The following is a 19,551-nucleotide window of genomic DNA, read 5'->3' as shown; positions in this document are numbered from 1 at the left end:
AGCCCTCACAGTGGAGTGACCTCAGTGTCGAACGAAGAGAAATTGGTCGACTACCTCAAGCGGGCGACGGCCGACCTGCGCGATACCCGACGCCGCCTGCGCGAGGCGGAGGACAAGGACCGCGAGCCGATCGCGATCATCGGCATGGCCTGCCGCTACCCGGGCGGGATCACCACGCCCGAGGCGCTGTGGCAGCTCGTGATCGACGGACGTGACGGCATCACGGAGGTCCCCACCGACCGTGGGTGGGACATCGATGCCTTGTCCCTCGCGGACGAGAACGCCGCGAGCGACCCCGGCCACGACGGCGAGAAGCGGGTACCGCGCGGCGGATTCCTGGAAGGGGCCGGGGACTTCGACCCCACCTTCTTCCGGATCTCGCCGCGTGAGGCGCTGGCAATGGACCCGCAGCAGCGGCTGCTGCTCGAAGCATCGTGGGAGGCGTTCGAGCGGGCCGGGATCGACCCGGAGTCGGTGCACGGCAGCAGGACCGGCGTGTTCGCGGGCTTGATGAACAACACCGACTACACGCCGTCCCCCGCGCAGGAGGGTATCCCCGAAGGCATCGAGGGCTTCCTCGGCACGGGCGGTTCCGGCAGTGTCGCCTCCGGCCGCGTCTCCTACACCCTGGGCCTCGAAGGTCCGGCCGTCACCGTGGACACGGCCTGCTCGTCGTCCCTCGTGACGCTGCACCTCGCGGCGCAGGCACTGCGCAACGGCGACTGCACCCTCGCCCTGGCCGGCGGCGCCACCGTGATGGCCACTCCGGGTACGTACCTGGAGTTCTCGCGGCAGCGAGGCCTCGCGCTCGACGGCCGCTGCAAAGCCTTCGCCGACGCGGCCGACGGAACGGGCTTCTCCGAGGGCGTCGGGATGCTGCTTCTGGAGCGGCTGTCGGACGCCGAGCGCAACGGCCACAAGGTCCTCGCGGTCGTACGCGGCTCCGCCGTCAACCAGGACGGCGCGAGCAGCGGCCTCACCGCGCCCAACGGCCCCGCCCAGCAGCGCGTCATCCGCCAGGCCCTGACCAACGCGGGTCTGTCGACGGCCGATGTGGATGTGGTCGAGGCGCACGGTACGGGTACGCGGCTGGGCGACCCGATCGAGGCCCAGGCGCTGCTGGCCACGTACGGCAAGGACCGTCCTGCGGAACAGCCTCTGTGGCTGGGGTCGTTCAAGTCGAATGTCGGCCACACGCAGGCGGCGGCCGGTGCCGCCGGCATCATCAAGATGGTCCTGGCACTGCGCGCGGGTGTCATGCCGAAGACCCTGCATGTGGACGCCCCTTCTCGGAAAATCGACTGGTCGGCGGGGGCGGTGTCGCTGCTGACCGAGGCGCGGGACTGGCCGGAGACCGGGCGTCCGCGGCGGGCCGCGGTGTCTTCGTTCGGCGTCAGTGGCACGAATGCGCATGTGGTTCTGGAGCAGGCGCCGGTCGTGGAGGCCGCTGTGGCTCCTGTGACTCCGACGGTCGGCGGGGTGGTTCCGTGGGTGCTGTCGGGCAAGACTGAGGGTGCGCTGCGGGCGCAGGCTCAGCGGCTGCACTCCTTCGTCGAGGGCTCCGAGCCGGGTCTGGCGGATGTGGGCTACTCGCTTGCCGTGTCACGGGCGCGGTTCGAGCACCGGGCGGTGGTCTCGGGCGCGAGCCGTGAGGAGCTGCTGTCCGGGCTGGAGGCTCTCGCCGCCGGACGGACGGCCCCAGGACTGGTCGACGGCTCGACCGGTACGGGCGGCAAGCTGGCGTTCCTGTTCACGGGACAGGGCAGCCAGCGGGCCGGGATGGGCCGCGAGCTGTACGAGACGTACCCCGTCTTCGCGGAGGCCTTCGACGAAGTCTGTGCGCACTTTGACGGGCACCTCGAGCGTCCGCTGAAGGACCTCGTCTTCGACACGGAGGACGTGGACTCCGGTCTGCTGGATCAGACGGTGTTCACCCAGGCCGCACTGTTCGCGATCGAGGTCGCACTCTTCCGACTCGTCGAGGCCTGGGGACTGACCCCGGACTTCCTCGTCGGCCACTCCGTCGGCGAACTCGCTGCCGCACACGTGGCGGGCGTCTTCACCCTCGAAGACGCCACCAAGCTCGTCGCGGGACGAGGCCGCCTCATGCAGGCCCTGCCCGCCGGTGGAGCCATGGCCGCGATCCAGGCCACCGAAGCCGAAATCCTGGCGACGATTGAGGGCCGCGAGACGGAGATCGCCATCGCCGCGATCAACGGACCCTCGTCCGTCGTTGTCTCCGGCGACGAAGCTGCTGTGGTGGAGGTGCTGGAGTACTGGCGGGAGCAGGGCCGCAAGGTCCGAAAGCTCCGCGTCAGCCACGCCTTCCACTCCCCCCGCATGGAACCCATGCTCGACGAGTTCCGCACCATCGCCGCCAGCCTGACCTACTCGACACCGAGCATCCCCGTCGTCTCCAACCTCACCGGCCAACTCGCCACACCCGAGGACCTCGGCACCGCCGACTACTGGGTACGACACGTCCGCCAAGCAGTCCGCTTCGCCGACGGCATCACCCACCTGGACGGGCAGGGCGTCACCACCTACCTGGAACTCGGCCCCGACGGAACCCTCTCCGCCATGGCCCAGGAAACCCTCCCCCACACCGACAACACCCTCTTCACCCCCGTACTCCGCAAAAACCGCCCCGAAACCGAAACCCTCACCCAAGCCATCGCCCACGCACACATACGCGGTACAGAGCTGGACTGGGACGGCGTGTACGCGGGCCACAACCCCCGCCGCATCGACCTCCCCACCTACGCCTTCCAGCACCAGCGCTACTGGCTGGACATGCCTTCTGTTGGTGGTGACGCGACCAGCCTCGGTCTCGGCTCGACGGGTCACCCGCTGCTGGGCGCCGCCGTAACCATCCCGGAGTCGGACGGGGTGCTTCTCGCAGGCCGCCTGTCTCTCCAGTCGCACCCATGGCTGGCGGACCACACCGTCATGGACACCGTCCTCCTCCCCGGCACAGCACTGGTCGAGCTCGCCATCCACGCCGGCGACCAGGTCGGCTGCGGTGCGCTGGAGGAGCTGACGCTCCAAGCCCCGCTGGTCCTCCCCGAGCAGGGGGGTGTCGCGCTGCGCGTGACGGTGAATGCCGCCGACGAGGGGGGTCATCGGTCGGTAGCCATCTACTCGCGACTCGACGACGCCGAGCCCGACACTTCGTGGACTCTCCATGCGGTTGGCTCCCTGGACGAGACAGTCTCGGATGCCTCGCTCGATCTGTCGGTGTGGCCGCCGAAGGGCGCCGAGGTCGTGGAGCTCGACGGCCTGTACGCCGGCTTGGCGGCGGTCGGTCTCTCGTACGGCCCGGTGTTCCAGGGTCTTCGAGCTGCATGGCGACTGGGCGGCGACGTGTTCGCCGAGGTCGCACTTCCCGAGGGAACTGCGACCGACGGCTTCGGACTGCACCCCGCACTCCTGGACGCCGCCCTGCACGCCGTGGCCCTCGGGGACTTCGTCGAAGCATCGGACCAGGCACGACTGCCCTTCGCCTGGAGCGGTGTGTCTCTCCACGCCACCGGCGCATCCGTGCTCCGCGTCAAGCTCTCCACAGCCGGCACCGACGCCGTATCGATCAGCGCAGCCGACGAAACCGGAACCCCCGTCGCAACCGCAGACGCCCTGGTACTCCGCACCGTCACAACCGAACAGCTTTCGGCGAGCCGCAGCGGCTTCCACGACTCGCTGTTCAGCATCGAGTGGCCGGAGCTGTCACTGCCGTCGGTGTCGTCGGTCGAGGCGGGTACGTGGGCGGTGCTCGGCGATGAGCCGGGTGTCTTTGCCGAGGGCCCGCTGTTCTCGAGCCTGGCCGAGCTCGCCGGCGCCGACACGATCCCCGAGGTCGTCTTCGCCCCGCTGACCGACTATGAGGGTACGGACACGGCCGTTGCCGCACACCAAGCGGCACACCATGCCCTGGGCCTGGTGCAGGACTGGCTGGCGGAAGAACGCTTCGCCGACTCCCGACTCGTCTTCATCACCCACGGCGCAGTCGCCGCAGGCCCGAACGAAGCCGTCCAGGATCTGGCGAACGCACCCGTCTGGGGCCTCGTACGCTCCGCACAAGCCGAAAACCCCGACCGCTTCGTCCTCCTCGACCTCGACGAGACCTCGGAACTCACCCGACTCTGGCCACTCCTCGGCTCCGACGAACCAGAAGCAGCCCTCCGTAACGGCGCCATACGTGCACCCCGCCTGGCCCGCACGCCCGCCTCCGAAACCCCCGCACCCATCGAACTGGACCCCTCCGGCACCATCCTCATCACCGGCGGCACCGGCGCCCTCGGCTCCCTCATCGCCCGCCACCTCGTCACCCAACACGGCGCACGCAACCTCATCCTCACCAGCCGCCGCGGACTCGACGCCAACGGCGCACCCCAACTGGCCACCGAACTCACCGAACTCGGCGCAACCACCGTCGACATCACCGCCTGCGACGCCGCGGACCGCGAGGCCCTCGCAACCCTCCTCGCCAGCATCCCCGCCGAGCGCCCCCTCACCGCCGTCATCCACACCGCCGGTGTCCTCGACGACGGCCTGATCAACTCCCTCACCCCAGAACGCCTCGACGCCGTCATGCGCCCCAAAGTCGACGCCGCCCTCAACCTCCACGAACTGACAGCCGACACAAACCTGACGGCATTCGTTCTCTTCTCGTCCGCCGCCGGCGTCATCGGCAACCCCGGCCAAAGCAACTACGCCGCCGCCAACACCTTCCTCGACGCACTCGCCCACCACCGCCAAGCACTCAACCTCCCCGCAACCTCCCTCGCCTGGGGCGCCTGGGAACAAGCCGGCGGCATGGCCGGAGACCTCAGCGACGCAGACCGCCACCGCCTCAACGGCCTCACCGACACCCAAGGCCTCGAACTCCTCGACACCGCATGGCCCACCAACACAGCACTGCTCGTACCGATGCACCTCGACCTGGCCGCCGTACGCGCCCAGGCATCATCGGCCGGCGTACCGCCCCTCATGCGCGGACTCATACGCACCCCCACCCGCCGCACCGCCCACACCACCACCGCGGCGGTGGCGCGTGGCGAGTGGGCAAAGCAACTGGTCGCCCAGGCATCGGGCGAGCGGCATGCATTCGCACTCGACCTGGTCAGGGCGCGGGTCGCCGCGGTGCTCAGCTACCCCAATGCTGAATCGGTGGACCCCGAGAAGGCGTTCAAGGAGTTCGGGTTCGACTCGCTGACAGCCGTCGAGTTCCGCAACCAGCTCGGCACGGCTGTTGGGCTCCGTCTCCCCGCCACCCTTGTCTTCGACCACCCGAACGCGACGGCCGTCGCCGATTTCGTGGTCGCTGAGCTCACCGGCACACATGCGGCGATTGAGGTCAACGCCTCTACTGTCGACCCTGCGGATGACGAGCCGATCGCGATCGTCGGCATGGCCTGCCGCTATCCGGGCGGAATCACCACTCCCGAGGAGATGTGGCAGTTCCTCCTCACGGACGGCGACGGAATCACGCCCTTCCCGACCGACCGCGGCTGGGACCTGGAGCGAGTCTTTGGCGAGGATCCGGAGAACCCCGGAGAGTCGTACGCACTCGAAGGCGGATTCCTGAAGGACGCGGGTCACTTCGACCCGACCTTCTTCGGTATCTCGCCTCGTGAGGCAGTGGCGATGGACCCGCAGCAGCGGCTGCTGCTCGAGGCTTCATGGGAAGCGCTGGAGCGCGCGGGCATCGACCCGGCATCCGTACGCGGCAGTTCAACAGGTGTCTTCGCGGGCGTGATGTACCACAACTACGCCTCGCGTCCCACGGAGATCCCGGAGGGTGTGGAGGGCTTCCTCGGCACAGGCGGTTCGAGCAGCGTCATCTCGGGACGGGTGTCGTACACGTTCGGGTTCGAGGGTCCGGCTGTCACTGTGGACACCGCATGCTCGTCCTCGCTGGTCGCCCTCCATCTGGCCGCGCAGTCGCTGCGTCGAGGCGAGTGCTCCATGGCCTTGGCCGGTGGTGTCACCGTCATGCCGACACCGGACACATTCGCCAGCTTCGCCCTGCAGCGCGGCCTCGCACTGAACGGCCGCTGCAAGCCCTTCGCCGGCGCAGCCGACGGCACCGGCTGGTCCGAAGGCGTGGGCATGCTGCTCGTCGAACGCCTCTCGGACGCACAGCGTAACGGCCACAAGATCCTTGCGGTCGTCCGCGGTACGGCAGTCAACCAGGACGGCGCATCCAACGGCCTGACCGCCCCCAACGGCCCGTCGCAGCAGCGTGTCATCCGCCAGGCCCTCGCCAACGCGAAGCTCACCCCCGGGGATGTGGACGCGGTGGAGGCGCACGGCACGGGAACACGGCTGGGCGACCCGATCGAGGCGCAGGCGCTGATCGCCACGTACGGGCAGGGGCGCGACGCAGAACGGCCCTTGTGGCTCGGTTCGATCAAGTCCAACCTCGGCCACACCCAGGCAGCGGCCGGCGTCGCCGGCATCATCAAAATGGTCCTGGCACTGCGTAACGGCGTCATGCCCAAAACCCTCCACGTGGACGAGCCCTCCCCGCACGTCGACTGGTCGGCGGGTGACGTCTCCCTGCTGACCGAGGCGCGGGAGTGGCCCGAACTGGACCACCCGCGCCGCGCCGCCGTCTCCTCCTTCGGCATCAGCGGCACCAACGCGCATGTCTTGATCGAGCAGTTCCCGGCCGAAGCCGAGACTGTGTCGTCGAATCCACCGCGTGTGGTTGGTGGGGTCGTACCGTGGGTGCTCTCCGGCAAGTCCGAGGGCGCGCTGCGGGCCCAGGCTGAGCGGCTCGCGACATTCGTCGGCGAGCGGTCCGACCTGGGTCTGGCCGATGTGGGTTACTCGCTTGCGGTGTCGCGGGCGCGGTTCGAGCACCGGGCCGTCGTCACCGGCACTGACCGGACTGAACTCCTCGCCGGACTGAAGGCATTGGCCAGCGACGAACCCTCCGGCGTACTGACCACTGGCAGCGTGAACCGCGGCCGGGTCGCGTTCCTGTTCACCGGACAGGGCAGCCAGCGGACCGGGATGGGCCGCGAGCTTTACGAGACCTACCCCGTCTTCGCGGCGGCCTTCGACGAAGTCTGTGCGCACTTTGACAGGCACCTCGAGCGCCCGCTGAAGGACCTCGTCTTCGACACGGACAACGACAGCGCCGGTCTGCTCGACCAGACGATGTTCACCCAGGCCGCACTGTTCGCAGTCGAAGTCGCACTCTTCCGACTCGTCGAGGCCTGGGGACTGACCCCGGACTTCCTCGTCGGCCACTCCGTCGGCGAACTCGCTGCCGCACACGTGGCGGGCGTCTTCACCCTCGAAGACGCCACCAAGCTCGTCGCGGGACGAGGCCGCCTCATGCAGGCCCTGCCCGCCGGTGGAGCCATGGCCGCGATCCAGGCCACCGAAGCCGAAATCCTGGCGACGATTGAGGGCCGCGAGACGGAGATCGCCATCGCCGCGATCAACGGACCCTCGTCCGTCGTTGTCTCCGGCGACGAAGCTGCTGTGGTGGAGGTGCTGGAGTACTGGCGGGAGCAGGGCCGCAAGGTCCGAAAGCTCCGCGTCAGCCACGCCTTCCACTCCCCCCGCATGGAACCCATGCTCGACGAGTTCCGCACCATCGCCGCCAGCCTGACCTACTCGACACCGAGCATCCCCGTCGTCTCCAACCTCACCGGCCAACTCGCCACACCCGAAGACCTCAGCACCGCCGACTACTGGGCACGCCACGTCCGCCAAGCAGTCCGCTTCGCCGACGGCATCACCCACCTCGCCACCCAAGGCGTCACCACCTACCTGGAACTCGGCCCCGACGGAACCCTCTCCGCCATGGCCCAGGAAACCCTCCCCCACACCGACAACACCCTCTTCACCCCCGTCCTGCGCAAAAACCGCCCCGAAACCGAAACCCTCACCCAAGCCATCGCCCACGCACACGTCCACGGCGCAGAACTCGACTGGAACGGCGTATACGCGGGCCGTGGTGGGCAACGTGTGGAGCTGCCGACCTACGCCTTCCAACACGACCGCTACTGGCTCGAGTCGATCTCTCCCAGCGGGGATGCCGCCGGCCTTGGCCAGTCCGCCACCAGCCACCCCCTGCTCGGCGCCGCCATCGCTCTCCCGGACTCCGACGGCGTACTGCTCACCGGCCGCCTGTCCCTCCAGTCCCACCCCTGGCTCGCCGACCACGCCGTCATGGACACCGTCCTCGTCCCCGGCACAGGACTCGTCGAGCTCGCCATCCACGCCGGCGACCAGGTCGGTTGCGGCCAGGTCGAAGAGCTGACGCTCCAGGCCCCCCTTGTCCTCCCTGAGCGCGGCGGTCTCGCCCTCCGGGTGACAGTGGATGCCGCCGAGGACAACGGGCTCCGTCAGGTCGCGATCTACTCCCGGCTGGACGAAGCAGATTCTGCGGAGCCGTGGACCCGTCATGCCTCCGGTTTCCTGACAGAGAACACGCCGGACACGTCATTCGATCTGTCGGTGTGGCCGCCCAAGGGCGCCGATTCGATTGACACGGACGGCCTCTACGCAGACCTGGCGGGGGCCGGCCTCTCATACGGCCCGGTCTTCCAGGGCCTGCACGCCGCCTGGCGACTCGGCAACGACATCTACGCCGAAGTGGCACTGCCCGAGGGCACCGCGACCAACGGCTACGGGCTGCACCCCGCACTCCTTGACGCCGCCCTGCACGCCGTGGCTCTGGGCGACTTCGTGGGAGTGTCGGACGAGGCTCAGCCGGAGAGCGGCCCCTGGCTGCCGTTCGCGTGGAACGGCGTGTCCCTCCACGCCACCGGCGCCTCCGCGCTGCGCGTGAAGCTGTCCCCGTCCGGTGCCAATGGCTCCAACGGCTCCAATGCGGTGTCGCTGACCGTTGCCGACGAGACCGGCGCCCAAGTGGCATCGGTGGAGTCGATGATGCTGCGCGCGCTCGCGGCCGAGCAGCTGACTGCGGGCCGCGAGGCGACGCACGACGCTCTCTTCCGTGTCGACTGGTCCGATCTCACCACCCTTCCCACCGTCACGGCGCCCTCCTGCGCGATCGTCGGATCCGACGACCATCTCCAGCGCCTCCTCAAGGGCTCCGGTATCGACGCGGCGACCCACATGGATCTGGCGGAACTGGCTACCGCCGACGCCATCCCCGAGGTCGTCCTCGCCCCCATTGCGGCGTACGAAGGTACGGACACGGCCACCGCCGCACACCAAGCGGCACACCATGCCCTGGGCCTCGTCCAGGACTGGCTGGCGGAAGACCGCTTCGCCGACTCCCGACTCGTCTTCATCACCCACGGCGCAGTCGCCGCAGGCCCGAACGAAGCCGTCCAGGATCTGGCGAACGCACCCGTCTGGGGCCTCGTACGCTCCGCACAAGCCGAAAACCCCGACCGCTTCGTCCTCCTCGACCTCGACGAGACCTCGGAACTCACCCGACTCTGGCCACTCCTCGGCTCCGACGAACCAGAAGCAGCCCTCCGTAACGGCGCCATACGTGCACCCCGCCTGGCCCGCACGCCCGCCTCCGAAACCCCCGCACCCATCGAACTGGACCCCTCCGGCACCATCCTCATCACCGGCGGCACCGGCGCCCTCGGCTCCCTCATCGCCCGCCACCTCGTCACCCAACACGGCGCACGCAACCTCATCCTCACCAGCCGCCGCGGACTCGACGCCAACGGCGCACCCCAACTGGCCACCGAACTCACCGAACTCGGCGCAACCACCGTCGACATCACCGCCTGCGACGCCGCGGACCGCAAGGCCCTCGCAACCCTCCTCGCCAGCATCCCCGCCGAGCACCCCCTCACCGCCGTCATCCACACCGCCGGCGTCCTCGACGACGGCGTCATCAACTCCCTCACCCCAGAACGCCTCGACGCCGTCCTCCGCCCCAAAGTCGACGCCGCCCTCAACCTCCACGAACTGACAGCCGACACAAACCTGACGGCATTCGTTCTCTTCTCCTCCGCCGCCGGCGTCATCGGCAACCCCGGCCAAAGCAACTACGCCGCCGCCAACACCTTCCTCGACGCACTCGCCCACCACCGCCAAGCACTCAACCTCCCCGCAACCTCCCTCGCCTGGGGCGCCTGGGAACAAGCCGGCGGCATGGCCGGAGACCTCAGCGACGCAGACCGCCACCGCCTCAACGGCCTCACCGACACCCAAGGCCTCGAACTCCTCGACACCGCATGGCCCACCAACACAGCACTGCTCGTACCGATGCACCTCGACCTGGCCGCCGTACGCGCCCAGGCATCATCGACCGGCGTACCGCCCCTGCTGCGCGGACTCGTACGCACCCCCGTCCGCCGCACCGCCCACACCACCACCGCGGCAGAGACGGACGCTCTGACGCAGCGCCTCGCCGGGCTTTCGCGTGAGGACCGCCGGGCCGCGCTGCTTGAGCTCGTACGGGCGCAGGCCGCGTCCGTGCTCGGTTTCGCAAGTGTGTCGGAGGTCCCTGCGGACCGTGCGTTCCGGGAGCTGGGGTTCGACTCGCTGACAGGCGTCGAACTACGGAACCAGCTCGGCAAGGCGACCGGACTGCGGCCGCCCGCCACGCTGATCTTCGACTACCCGAACCCGGTCGAACTTGCCGAGTACCTGCTGGGCGCGCTGCCCGGCGGCGACGGGGCCGGGCGCAGTGTGCACGACGAGTTGGACGCCCTCGAGTCGCTGCTCTCCTCGCTCGAACCGGACGGTGGTGAGCGTGTCCGTATCAGCGCCCGCCTCCAGACGCTGCTGGCCCGCCTGGGTGAGGACCGGGGCGAAGAGGGTGCCGGAGAGGCGGAATCGGTGACGGACACGATCGACAGCGCCACCGACGACGAGATGTTCCAGTTCATCGGCCGAGAATTCGGCATTTCCTGACCCGCTAGGAGAAGAGACGTCACCATGTCCAACGAGGAAAAGCTCCGTCACTTCCTTAAGCAGGTCACGGCCGATCTGCACCAGACCCGCCAGCGCCTCGGCGAGCTGGAGGCCGGCGCGCACGAGCCCATCGCGATCGTCGGCATGAGCTGCCGTTTCCCGGGCGGGGTCGAAGACCCCGACGGGCTCTGGGAGTTGGTGCGCGACGGCCGCGACGGCGTCACGGAATTCCCCACCGACCGCGGCTGGGACATTGCGGCGCTGCAGGGCTCCGGCAAGGGGGACGAGGGATACACCTCCGACACCGTGTACGGCGGATTCGTACACGGCGCCGCCGAATTCGACCCCGCATTCTTCGGCATTTCGCCGCGTGAGGCGCTCGCGACGGAGCCGCAGCAGCGACTGCTGCTCGAAGCCTCCTGGGAGGCGTTCGAGAGCGCGGGTATCAACCCCGCCGAGCTGCGTGGCAGCAGGACCGGTGTGTTCGCGGGTCTGATGAACAACACCGACTATCTGGCGCAGGCTCCCGTGCTGCCGGAGGGCGTCGGCGGCTTTCTGAGTACGGGCACGTCCGGGAGCGTCGCCTCCGGCCGAGTCTCGTACACCTTCGGTCTTGTCGGCCCGGCCGTGACGGTGGACACCGCGTGCTCGTCCTCGCTGGTGACGCTGCATCTGGCTGTTCAGGCGCTGCGCAACGGCGAGTGCTCCATGGCGCTGTCGGGCGGCGCGACCGTCATGTGCGCGCCGGGCACCTTCATCGAGGTCAGTAAGCAGCAGGGGCTGGCAGCGGACGGCCGGTGCAAGGCGTTCTCGGAGGACGCGGACGGCGCGGGCTTCTCCGAGGGTGCGGGCATGCTTCTGTTGGAGCGGCTCTCCGACGCGCGCCGTAATGGCCGCCGGATCCTTGGCGTCATTCGCGGTACGGCGGTAAATCAGGACGGCGCGTCCAACGGCCTGACCTCCCCGAACGGCCCCTCCCAGCAGCGCGTCATCCAGGAGGCGCTGGCAAACGCCCGTCTTGCGCCCCAGCAGGTGGACGCGGTGGAGGCGCACGGCACCGGGACCACGCTCGGCGATCCGATCGAGGCGCAGGCGCTGATCGCCACGTACGGGCAGGGGCGCGACGCAGAACGGCCCTTGTGGCTCGGCTCGTTCAAGTCCAACGTGGGTCATACGCAGGCTGCGGCGGGTGTCGGCGGCGTCATCAAGATGGTGATGGCCATGCGGCACGGCGTGCTGCCGAAGACGCTGCATGTCGGCGAGGTGACGCGGAAGGTCGACTGGTCCGGCGGTTCGGTCGCGGTGCTCACCGAGGCGCGACCGTGGCCGGAATCGGATGAGCCCCGTCGCGCGGGTGTCTCCTCGTTCGGGGTCAGCGGCACCAATGCGCATGTGATCCTGGAGCAGGCCCCGGAGCCGGCGAGCGCGGCAGCCGCACCGGTGCCCCAGGCCGACACAGCCACTGTCGTGGAGAACTCCCCGCCGGCCGCCGCCCGCCCGCTCCCGCAGGCCCCGGCGCCCTGGCTCCTGTCCGCCAAGTCCGAGCAGGCACTGCGCGGCCAGGCCGGGCGCCTTCGAGCCCATGTCGCCGCCCGCCCCGAGCTGGACCCGGCGGATGTGGCGCACTCCCTGGTGGCCACGCGCGCTTCGTTCGACTACCGGGCCGCCGTGGTCGCCGACGACCGTGAAGGGCTGCTGCGCGGTCTCGCGGCGCTCGCCGACGAGACTGCGGAAGCCGGGGAGCAGCCCGAGGGTGTGCAGCTCGTCCAGGGCATGGCCCGCCCCGACCGGAAGATTGCCTTCGTCTTCCCGGGGCAGGGCTCGCAGTGGCTCGGCATGGCCGCCGGCCTGCTCGAAGCGTCGCCGGTGTTCGCGGCCTCCGTCGCCGAATGTGACGCGGCCTTCGCCGAGTTCCTGGACTGGTCGGTCGCAGACGCGCTGCGCGGGTCGCCGGGCACACCGGACGCCGAACGCCTCGATGTGCTCCAGCCGATGCTGTTCACCACAATGGTGTCGCTTGCCGCGCTGTGGCGTTCCTGCGGCGTCGAGCCCGCTGCCGTCGTGGGCCATTCGCAGGGCGAAGTCGCCGCCGCGCACGTCGCGGGCGCGCTCTCGCTCCAGGATGCCTCCCGCATTGTCGCGCTGCGCAGCAAGGCGCTGCTGGCGCTGATCGGCAAGGGCGCGATGGCGTCCGTGCTGGCCCCGGTGGAGTCCGTACAGGAGCAGATCGCGCCCTATGGCGACCGGCTGTCGGTCGCGGTGGTCAACGGACCCGGCGCGTGCGTGGTGGCCGGTGTGCCGGACGCCGTCGACGAGTTCGTCGCCACGATGGAGGCCGCGGAGATACGGGTCCGGCGGGTGCCGGGTGCGCTCGGTGCCGGACACTCCGCGCAGGTCGAGCCGCTGCGCGAAGAGATCCTTGCCGATCTTGGCCCGGTCGTGCCGCGCGCGGCTCGGGTGCCGCTGTACTCGACCGTCACCGGTGAGCTGCTCGACACCGGCACCATGGATGCCGAGTACTGGTACGAGAACATGCGGCGGACGGTTGAATTCGACCGCACCGTGCGTGAGTTGCTGGCGACCGGTCACCAGATGTTCATTGAGGTCAGCCCGCATCCGGTGCTGACAGTGCCGCTCCAGGGCATCCTCGAGAGCGCCGGCAGCGAAGCCGCCGTCTTCGGCACGCTGCGACGCGACGAGGGCGGCTCGCAGCGCTTCCTCACCGCCCTGGCCACCGCACATATCGCAGGCGCCGAGCCCACCTGGGACGCCGTGATCACCCCCGGCGGTGAGGGGCGGGTGGAGCTGCCGACGTATGCGTTCCAGCGCAGCCGGTACTGGCTGGAGCCGGGGCTGTACGACGGTGATGTGACCTCCGCCGGCCTCGTTCCGGCCGGTCATCCGCTGCTGGCCGCTGCCATCGAACGAGCCGACGAGGACGGTCTGTTGCTCTCGGGGCGGCTCTCCCTACGGACGCATCCCTGGCTCGCGGACCATGCCGCGCTGGACACGGTGCTGCTGCCCGGAACGGCCTTCGTGGAGCTGGCCCTGCATGCCGGCGACCGGGTCGGCTGCGGTGTGCTGGAGGAGCTGACGTTCGAGGCCCCGCTGATCCTGCCCGAGCAGGGCGGCGTCGCGGTGCAGCTCGTGGTCGGTGTCCCGGACGGTACGGGGCGGCGCAGTGTCAGCATCCACGCCCGCGCCGACGATGTCCCCGGCGAACAGCCGTGGACCCGGCACGCCACGGGCACCCTCGCCGGATCCGCCGCGCCGGCGTCGTTCGACTTCACGGTCTGGCCGCCCGAGGGCGGCGAGGAAGTGCCCGTCGACGGGCTGTACGACGAGTTCCACGCCGCCGGAATCGGCTACGGACCGGCGTTCCAGGGGCTGCGCGGTGTGTGGCGGCGCGGTTCGGAGATCTTCGCGGAGATCGACCTTCCGGAGGAACTGCACTCTGCGGCAGAGGAGTTCGGTGTACACCCCGCTTTGCTGGACGCGGCGATGCACGCCGCGGCGGCCGGGACGGTCGACGGATCGGACGGGGCGGAGCCGGGCGGGCTGTGGCTGCCCTTCTCGTGGCGTGGCGTCAGCCTGTACGCGACGGGTGCGAAGGCCCTGCGAGTCCGTTTCGCTCCGGTCGAGGGCGAGGATGCGCTCTCCCTCCAGGTCGGTGACGCCACCGGGCGTCCGGTCGTGGCCGCCGACGCGCTGGTGGTGCGGCAGATCTCGGCCGAGAAACTGAGTGCGGCGAGTACGCGCCACCACGAGTCGCTGTTCCAGGTCGACTGGGTGCCGCTGCCGCTGTCGGCGGTCGGCGCGAAGGCGTCGTACGCAGTGATCGGTGAGGGTCTGGCCGGTGCGGTGGGCGCAAGTCACGCCGATCTCGGCGCCCTGACTGCCGCGTTGGCGGCGGGCGGCCCGGTTCCGGAGCTGGTTTTCGCGCCGTTCGGCCTGGAGGCCGGCGCGGAATCCGGCAGTACGGGCGGTACCGCCGCGGCCGCGCACCTCGCGGCCCGTGAAGCGCTCGAGCTGGTCCAGGCGTGGCTGGCGGACCAGCGTCTCGCAGATGCGCGTCTTGTCGTCGTGACCCGGAACGCGGTTGCCACCGGACCCGACGAGGACGTACCGGGCCTGGCCCACTCCCCTGTGTGGGGCCTGCTGCGCTCCGCCCGTGCGGAGAATCCGGACCGGTTCATCACTGTCGACCTCGACGGTGAGCAGTCCTCGGCCCAAGCGCTGTGGGCCGCGGCGGCCTCCGGGGAGCCGGAGATCGCGCTGCGTGCGGGCAGCGCGCTGGCCCCGCGGCTGGCGCGGGTTCCGGTGGCCGGCGAGACCGGCCCGGAGACGGACCCGGCAGCCCAGGCGCAGGGGACGGACAGCACGGTCCTCGACCCCGACGGGACCGTGCTGATCACCGGCGGCACCGGCACTCTCGGCGCCCTGGTGGCTCGCCATCTGGTGACCGAGCACGGCGCGCGCCGTCTGCTGCTGACCAGCAGGCGCGGCGCCGATGCCGCGGGGGCCGCCGAGCTGACGGCCGAACTCACCGGGCTGGGCGCCGATGTCCAGCTGGTGGCCTGCGACACCTCGGACCGGGCCGCGCTCGAAGCGCTGTTCGCCGGTGTGCCTGTCGACCGTCCGCTGACGGCGGTCGTACACAGCGCCGGAGTGCTGGACGACGGTGTCATCGACGGGCTCACTCCTGAGCGGCTGGCGAAGGTCATGCGCCCCAAGGTGGACGCCGCGCTCCATCTGCACGAGCTGACCGAGGGCCTGGACCTCTCCGCCTTCGTACTGTTCTCGTCCGCGGCCGGTGTGATGGGCAACCCTGGCCAGGCCAACTACGCGGCCGCCAACGCCTTCGTCGACGCCCTCGCCCAGCACCGGCGTATCAGGGGGCTGCCGGCCACCTCGATGGCCTGGGGCCTGTGGCTGGACAGCCTCGGCGTGATCGGCGAGGCCAACGGCGAGGAAGCTGCCGCGCGCACCGGCAACCGGATACCCGGCCTCAGTTCGCAGGAGGGACTGGAGCTGTTCGACGCGGCGTGGCACCACGAGCGCACCCTGTTCGTACCGATGCGGCTGGATCTGGCCGAACTGCGCGCTCAGGCAGATCCGGAAGGTGTGCCGCCGCTGTTGCGCGGTCTCGTCAGGACCGTCGCGCGGCGCTCCGGCAGCGGGGCGCAGACCTCGGGCCCGTCGCTGGCGGAGCGGCTGGCCGGGCTGCCGGAGCACGAGCGTGGCGCGGCGATGCTGGAGTACGTCCGTACGCAGGCTGCTTCCGTCCTCGGCTACGCCGACGCGGATGCGGTGGCGCCCACCCGCCGGTTCCTGGAGATGGGTTTCGACTCGCTGAGCGCCGTCGAACTGCGCAACCGGCTCGGCGCCGCGACCGGAGTACGGCTGCCTGCGACCGTCGCCTTCGAGAACCCGACCTCGGAAGCGCTGGCCGCCTATCTCACCCGGGCGATGGGGTCCGCGGCTGAGCCGCGTCCCGCAGAAGGGGGCGCGCCCGCTGTGGGCGCCGGGCAGGAGAGTGTGTTCGGGGCGATGGCGCGTCGTGCGGGCGAGGTGGGACGGTTGCAGGAGTTCGTCACTCTCCTCACCAGCGCCTCGGAGTTCAGGCCGTCGTTCGAGTCGTCCGCGGAGCTCTCGGGCGAGCTGGACATGGTCCGGCTGGCCAAGGGCGAGTCCGGCGCCGAACTGATCTGCATCCCGTCGGTCCTGCCGATGTCGGGGCCGCACGAGTACGCCCGCTTCGCCGCCGCGCTCCGTGATGTCCGCAATGTATCGGTGCTGCCGGCGCCCGGTTTCGTACCCGGGGAGCCGCTGCCGGCGGATGTGGACACGCTGGCCGTGGCACACGCCGAATCGTTGCTAGCCCATACGGACGGGAAGCCGTTCGTGTTGGCTGCGCACTCCTCGGGAGGCATGCTGGCGCATTCGCTGGTGAGCCGGCTGGAGTCCTTGGGCGTACGGCCGCAGGCGCTGGTGCTGATGGACATCTATCCGCTCGATGCGCGGGCGTTCACGGGGGTTCAGGCGCGGATCGGGGGCGCCGGGACGCCCGACGGCGAAGACAGGCCGGGCCCGGGACCGGACTCCGGCTCGGGTGCGACGGCAGGCGGTCTGGGGGCGCTCGGCGATGTGCGGCTCACCGCGATGGCGGGCTACTTCCGCATCTTCGGCGACTGGGAGCCGCAGGCCATCGCCACACCGACGCTGCTGGTGAGGGCTTCCGAGCCACTGCCGAACTGGCGGCACACAGAGGACTGGCAGTCCTCCTGGCGGCTGGAGCACAGCGCGCTCGACACCGCGGGCGATCACTTCTCCATGATGGAGGAGCACGCCGGCAGGACCGCGCGGACCGTGCACGACTGGCTGTCGCAACTCGACCCGTCGGCGTAGCGGTCTGCCCGGGTCCTCCCTGCGGAGGGCATGAGGGGGTGGAAACCGAAGTCTCGGTCTCCACCCCCTTTCTCCACCCGTGAACTCAGGACCGAAGGCCGCGCGGATCCTAGTCTTTCAATACACCCAAGAACGAATCGGAGGTACGCAGTGACTGACGCCATGTTGGATGCTCTGTTCCTGAGCGGAATCCTGATCACCATCGTCCTTACCACCCAGGTGGGGCGGCATCGCTTCGGAGTCCTCAAGCTGCTCATGCCACTTGGACTTGTGGCCTATTTCGCCTATGACATGCTGCACAACCTCAAGGCGACGCAGCCCAATCTCACGTCGGCCGGCGTCGGCATCGCCATTGGTGCGGCAATCGGTGTCGGACTGCTCTACACAATGCGGGTCGAGAACGATGCGGCCACCGGAAAGACCTACACCCGGGCCGGTTGGAGCTACCTCGCCATCTGGATGGCGGTACTCGTCGGTCGCCTCAGCTTCATCTGGTCGCTGGAGAACATCGATTCATTCCGGGCCGATTTCGGCAAGTGGACCGTTGAGCAGCAGATCGACCCCGACGGGGTGGCTGCCTTCTTCGTCCTGATGGCCATGGCGATGGTTCTGGTCCGCACGGTTGGCGTCGCCATTCGCTGGATGCGTCGCCCGCGGCACGTGGCTCCCGCGCAGCGGACCAGGCAGCCCAGCGCAGTCTGACCCGGGTAACGGGAGGGGCGGATAGGGGTTGTCGCCCCCTCCCGCCGGCCGGAATTATTCACTCCAGGAAATTCGGCCGGTGCGGAACACACTGAACGTCAGGGAGATTTGGAAATGCGAGTTTTCTGTACGGTGACCGGAACACAGGGGCACGCCAATGAGGTGCTGCCGCTGGCCCGGGCGCTGGCCGAGGCGGGCCACGAGGTTCTGGCCACGGTGCCTGAGCATTTGGTTCCCGTATTCGAAGGCGCGCCTGTCACCGTGAAGCCGGTGATGCCGAGCATTCCGGAGATCATGCACTCCATCTTCTCTCTGCGGGACCGCTTCAAGGACAGCAATCCGGGCGAAGAGATCGTCGTCGACAACAGGCTGCAGATGATCCTTTGGGGCGGCGGCCCGCATATCACCACCACCTTTGAGCGGATTATTCCGATCGCCAGGGAATGGAATCCCGATCTGGTACTGCGGGACGGCGGCGAACTGACCGGTGTGCTGGTTGCCGAGGCACTCGGTATTCCGCATGTCTCATGCCCTTCGGGACCGACGAATGTCATCGATCCCGAAGGTCTGCTGCCCTTCCTGAACGAGCGGCGGGTGGAAGTCGGGCTCGCGCCCCAGTCGGAGCCGTGGTCGGTCTACCCCCTCGACCGCATCGACTGCGTCCCCGAGACGTTCTCCTTCACCCGGTACCCGGCGCCGGAGGCGTTCGCCTATCAGCAGCCCGCGGCGCTGCACGGAACGCAGAGTCTTCCCGCCGAGCTGGCCGAACTGCCGGGCGACCGCCCGCTGGTGGTGGCCTCGGTGGGCAGCGCGCTGCCCACGGTGATGGGCATGAAGGAGCAGGGCATCGAACCGCCCGAGGGCATGCTCCATCCCTCCGACACGCTGCGAGCCATCATCGAAGGGCTCTCCGCACTCGACTGCTACGCCGTCGTGGGCACCGCCGGCTTCCCCGTCGACGGCGTCACCGTCGGGGACAACGTGATCGTGATGGACTGGCTTCCGCAGCAGCAACTCCTTGAGTGTGCACAGCTGTTCGTGACGCACGGTGGTTACAACAGCGTCCGCGAGGCCATCCGGCAGGGTGTGCCCATGGTGTCGCTGCCGCAGTTCGGCGACCATCTCCACAACTCCGAGCGGCTGGCGGAGCTGGGCCTCGGCGCCCATGTCACCGATGTGACTCCCGAGGGCGTCGCCATGGCCTGCAAGCAGGTGCTCGGCGACGACCGGATCCAAGCGGGCATCCGCAGCGCGCACCGGCAGATGCTCGGTCTTCCCGGTATCGACGAGGTCGTCACCCATCTCGAGTCGCTCGTCGCCGCACACACCTCATGACCAGAGCCTGATATCACGTCAGGTTCGCACAAGCCCGCTGCCGGCCCCCCGTCCGGCAGCGTCCGGCGGGCGCCGGTCCGATTGACCATCGGAACCGGCGCCCGCCTTCTGCGTGCCTGCGGACTGCTGGTGACCTGAGTCAGAGATTCGGTGGCAGTAGGCGGCGACTTTGTCGAGGCCGCTTGGTTGCGAGCTCGGCGAACCACCGCTCCACCAGGTTCAGCCAGGACGATTCACACC

At 69.4% G+C, this 19,551-nt stretch carries 3 protein-coding genes and 1 pseudogene; all 4 read left to right on the top strand.

All coding sequences use genetic code 11. The annotated features are described in order from the left end of the window. Positions 1-24: 24 nt before the first annotated feature. The 4 genes and pseudogenes from OG735_RS31810 to OG735_RS31795 all read left to right on the top strand — a co-directional run bounded on the left by OG735_RS31810 (position 25) and on the right by OG735_RS31795 (position 19,311). The gene (locus OG735_RS31810) at positions 25-10,866 is read left to right on the top strand and encodes a type I polyketide synthase (RefSeq protein ID WP_327326571.1); all 10,842 of its coding nucleotides are present in this window, start codon (positions 25-27) and stop codon (positions 10,864-10,866) included. Between the two features lie 27 nt (positions 10,867-10,893). Continuing rightward, a pseudogene (locus tag OG735_RS31805) lies at positions 10,894-17,274 on the top strand (type I polyketide synthase); the annotation flags it as partial. Positions 17,275-17,424: 150 nt separating this feature from the next. Further along, positions 17,425-17,976 carry a hypothetical protein gene (locus OG735_RS31800; RefSeq protein WP_327326569.1) on the top strand — a complete coding sequence of 184 codons (552 nt, stop codon included), beginning with the start codon at positions 17,425-17,427 and terminating at the stop codon, positions 17,974-17,976. A gap of 114 nt (positions 17,977-18,090) precedes the next feature. After that, positions 18,091-19,311: a glycosyltransferase gene (locus tag OG735_RS31795; RefSeq protein WP_327326568.1), complete on the top strand. Its 1,221-nt coding sequence runs from the start codon at positions 18,091-18,093 to the stop codon at positions 19,309-19,311. Positions 19,312-19,551: the final 240 nt, after the last annotated feature.

Source organism: Streptomyces sp. NBC_01210 (assembly GCF_036010325.1).
Classification (GTDB): Bacteria; Actinomycetota; Actinomycetes; order Streptomycetales; family Streptomycetaceae; genus Streptomyces.
This window is presented reverse-complemented; position numbering and strand designations above follow the sequence as displayed.

Coding starts and splice junctions, on each gene's coding strand:
- OG735_RS31795 (WP_327326568.1), top strand. CDS start 18,091: ATGCGAGTTTTCTGTACGGTGACCGGAACACAGGGGCACGCCAATGAG.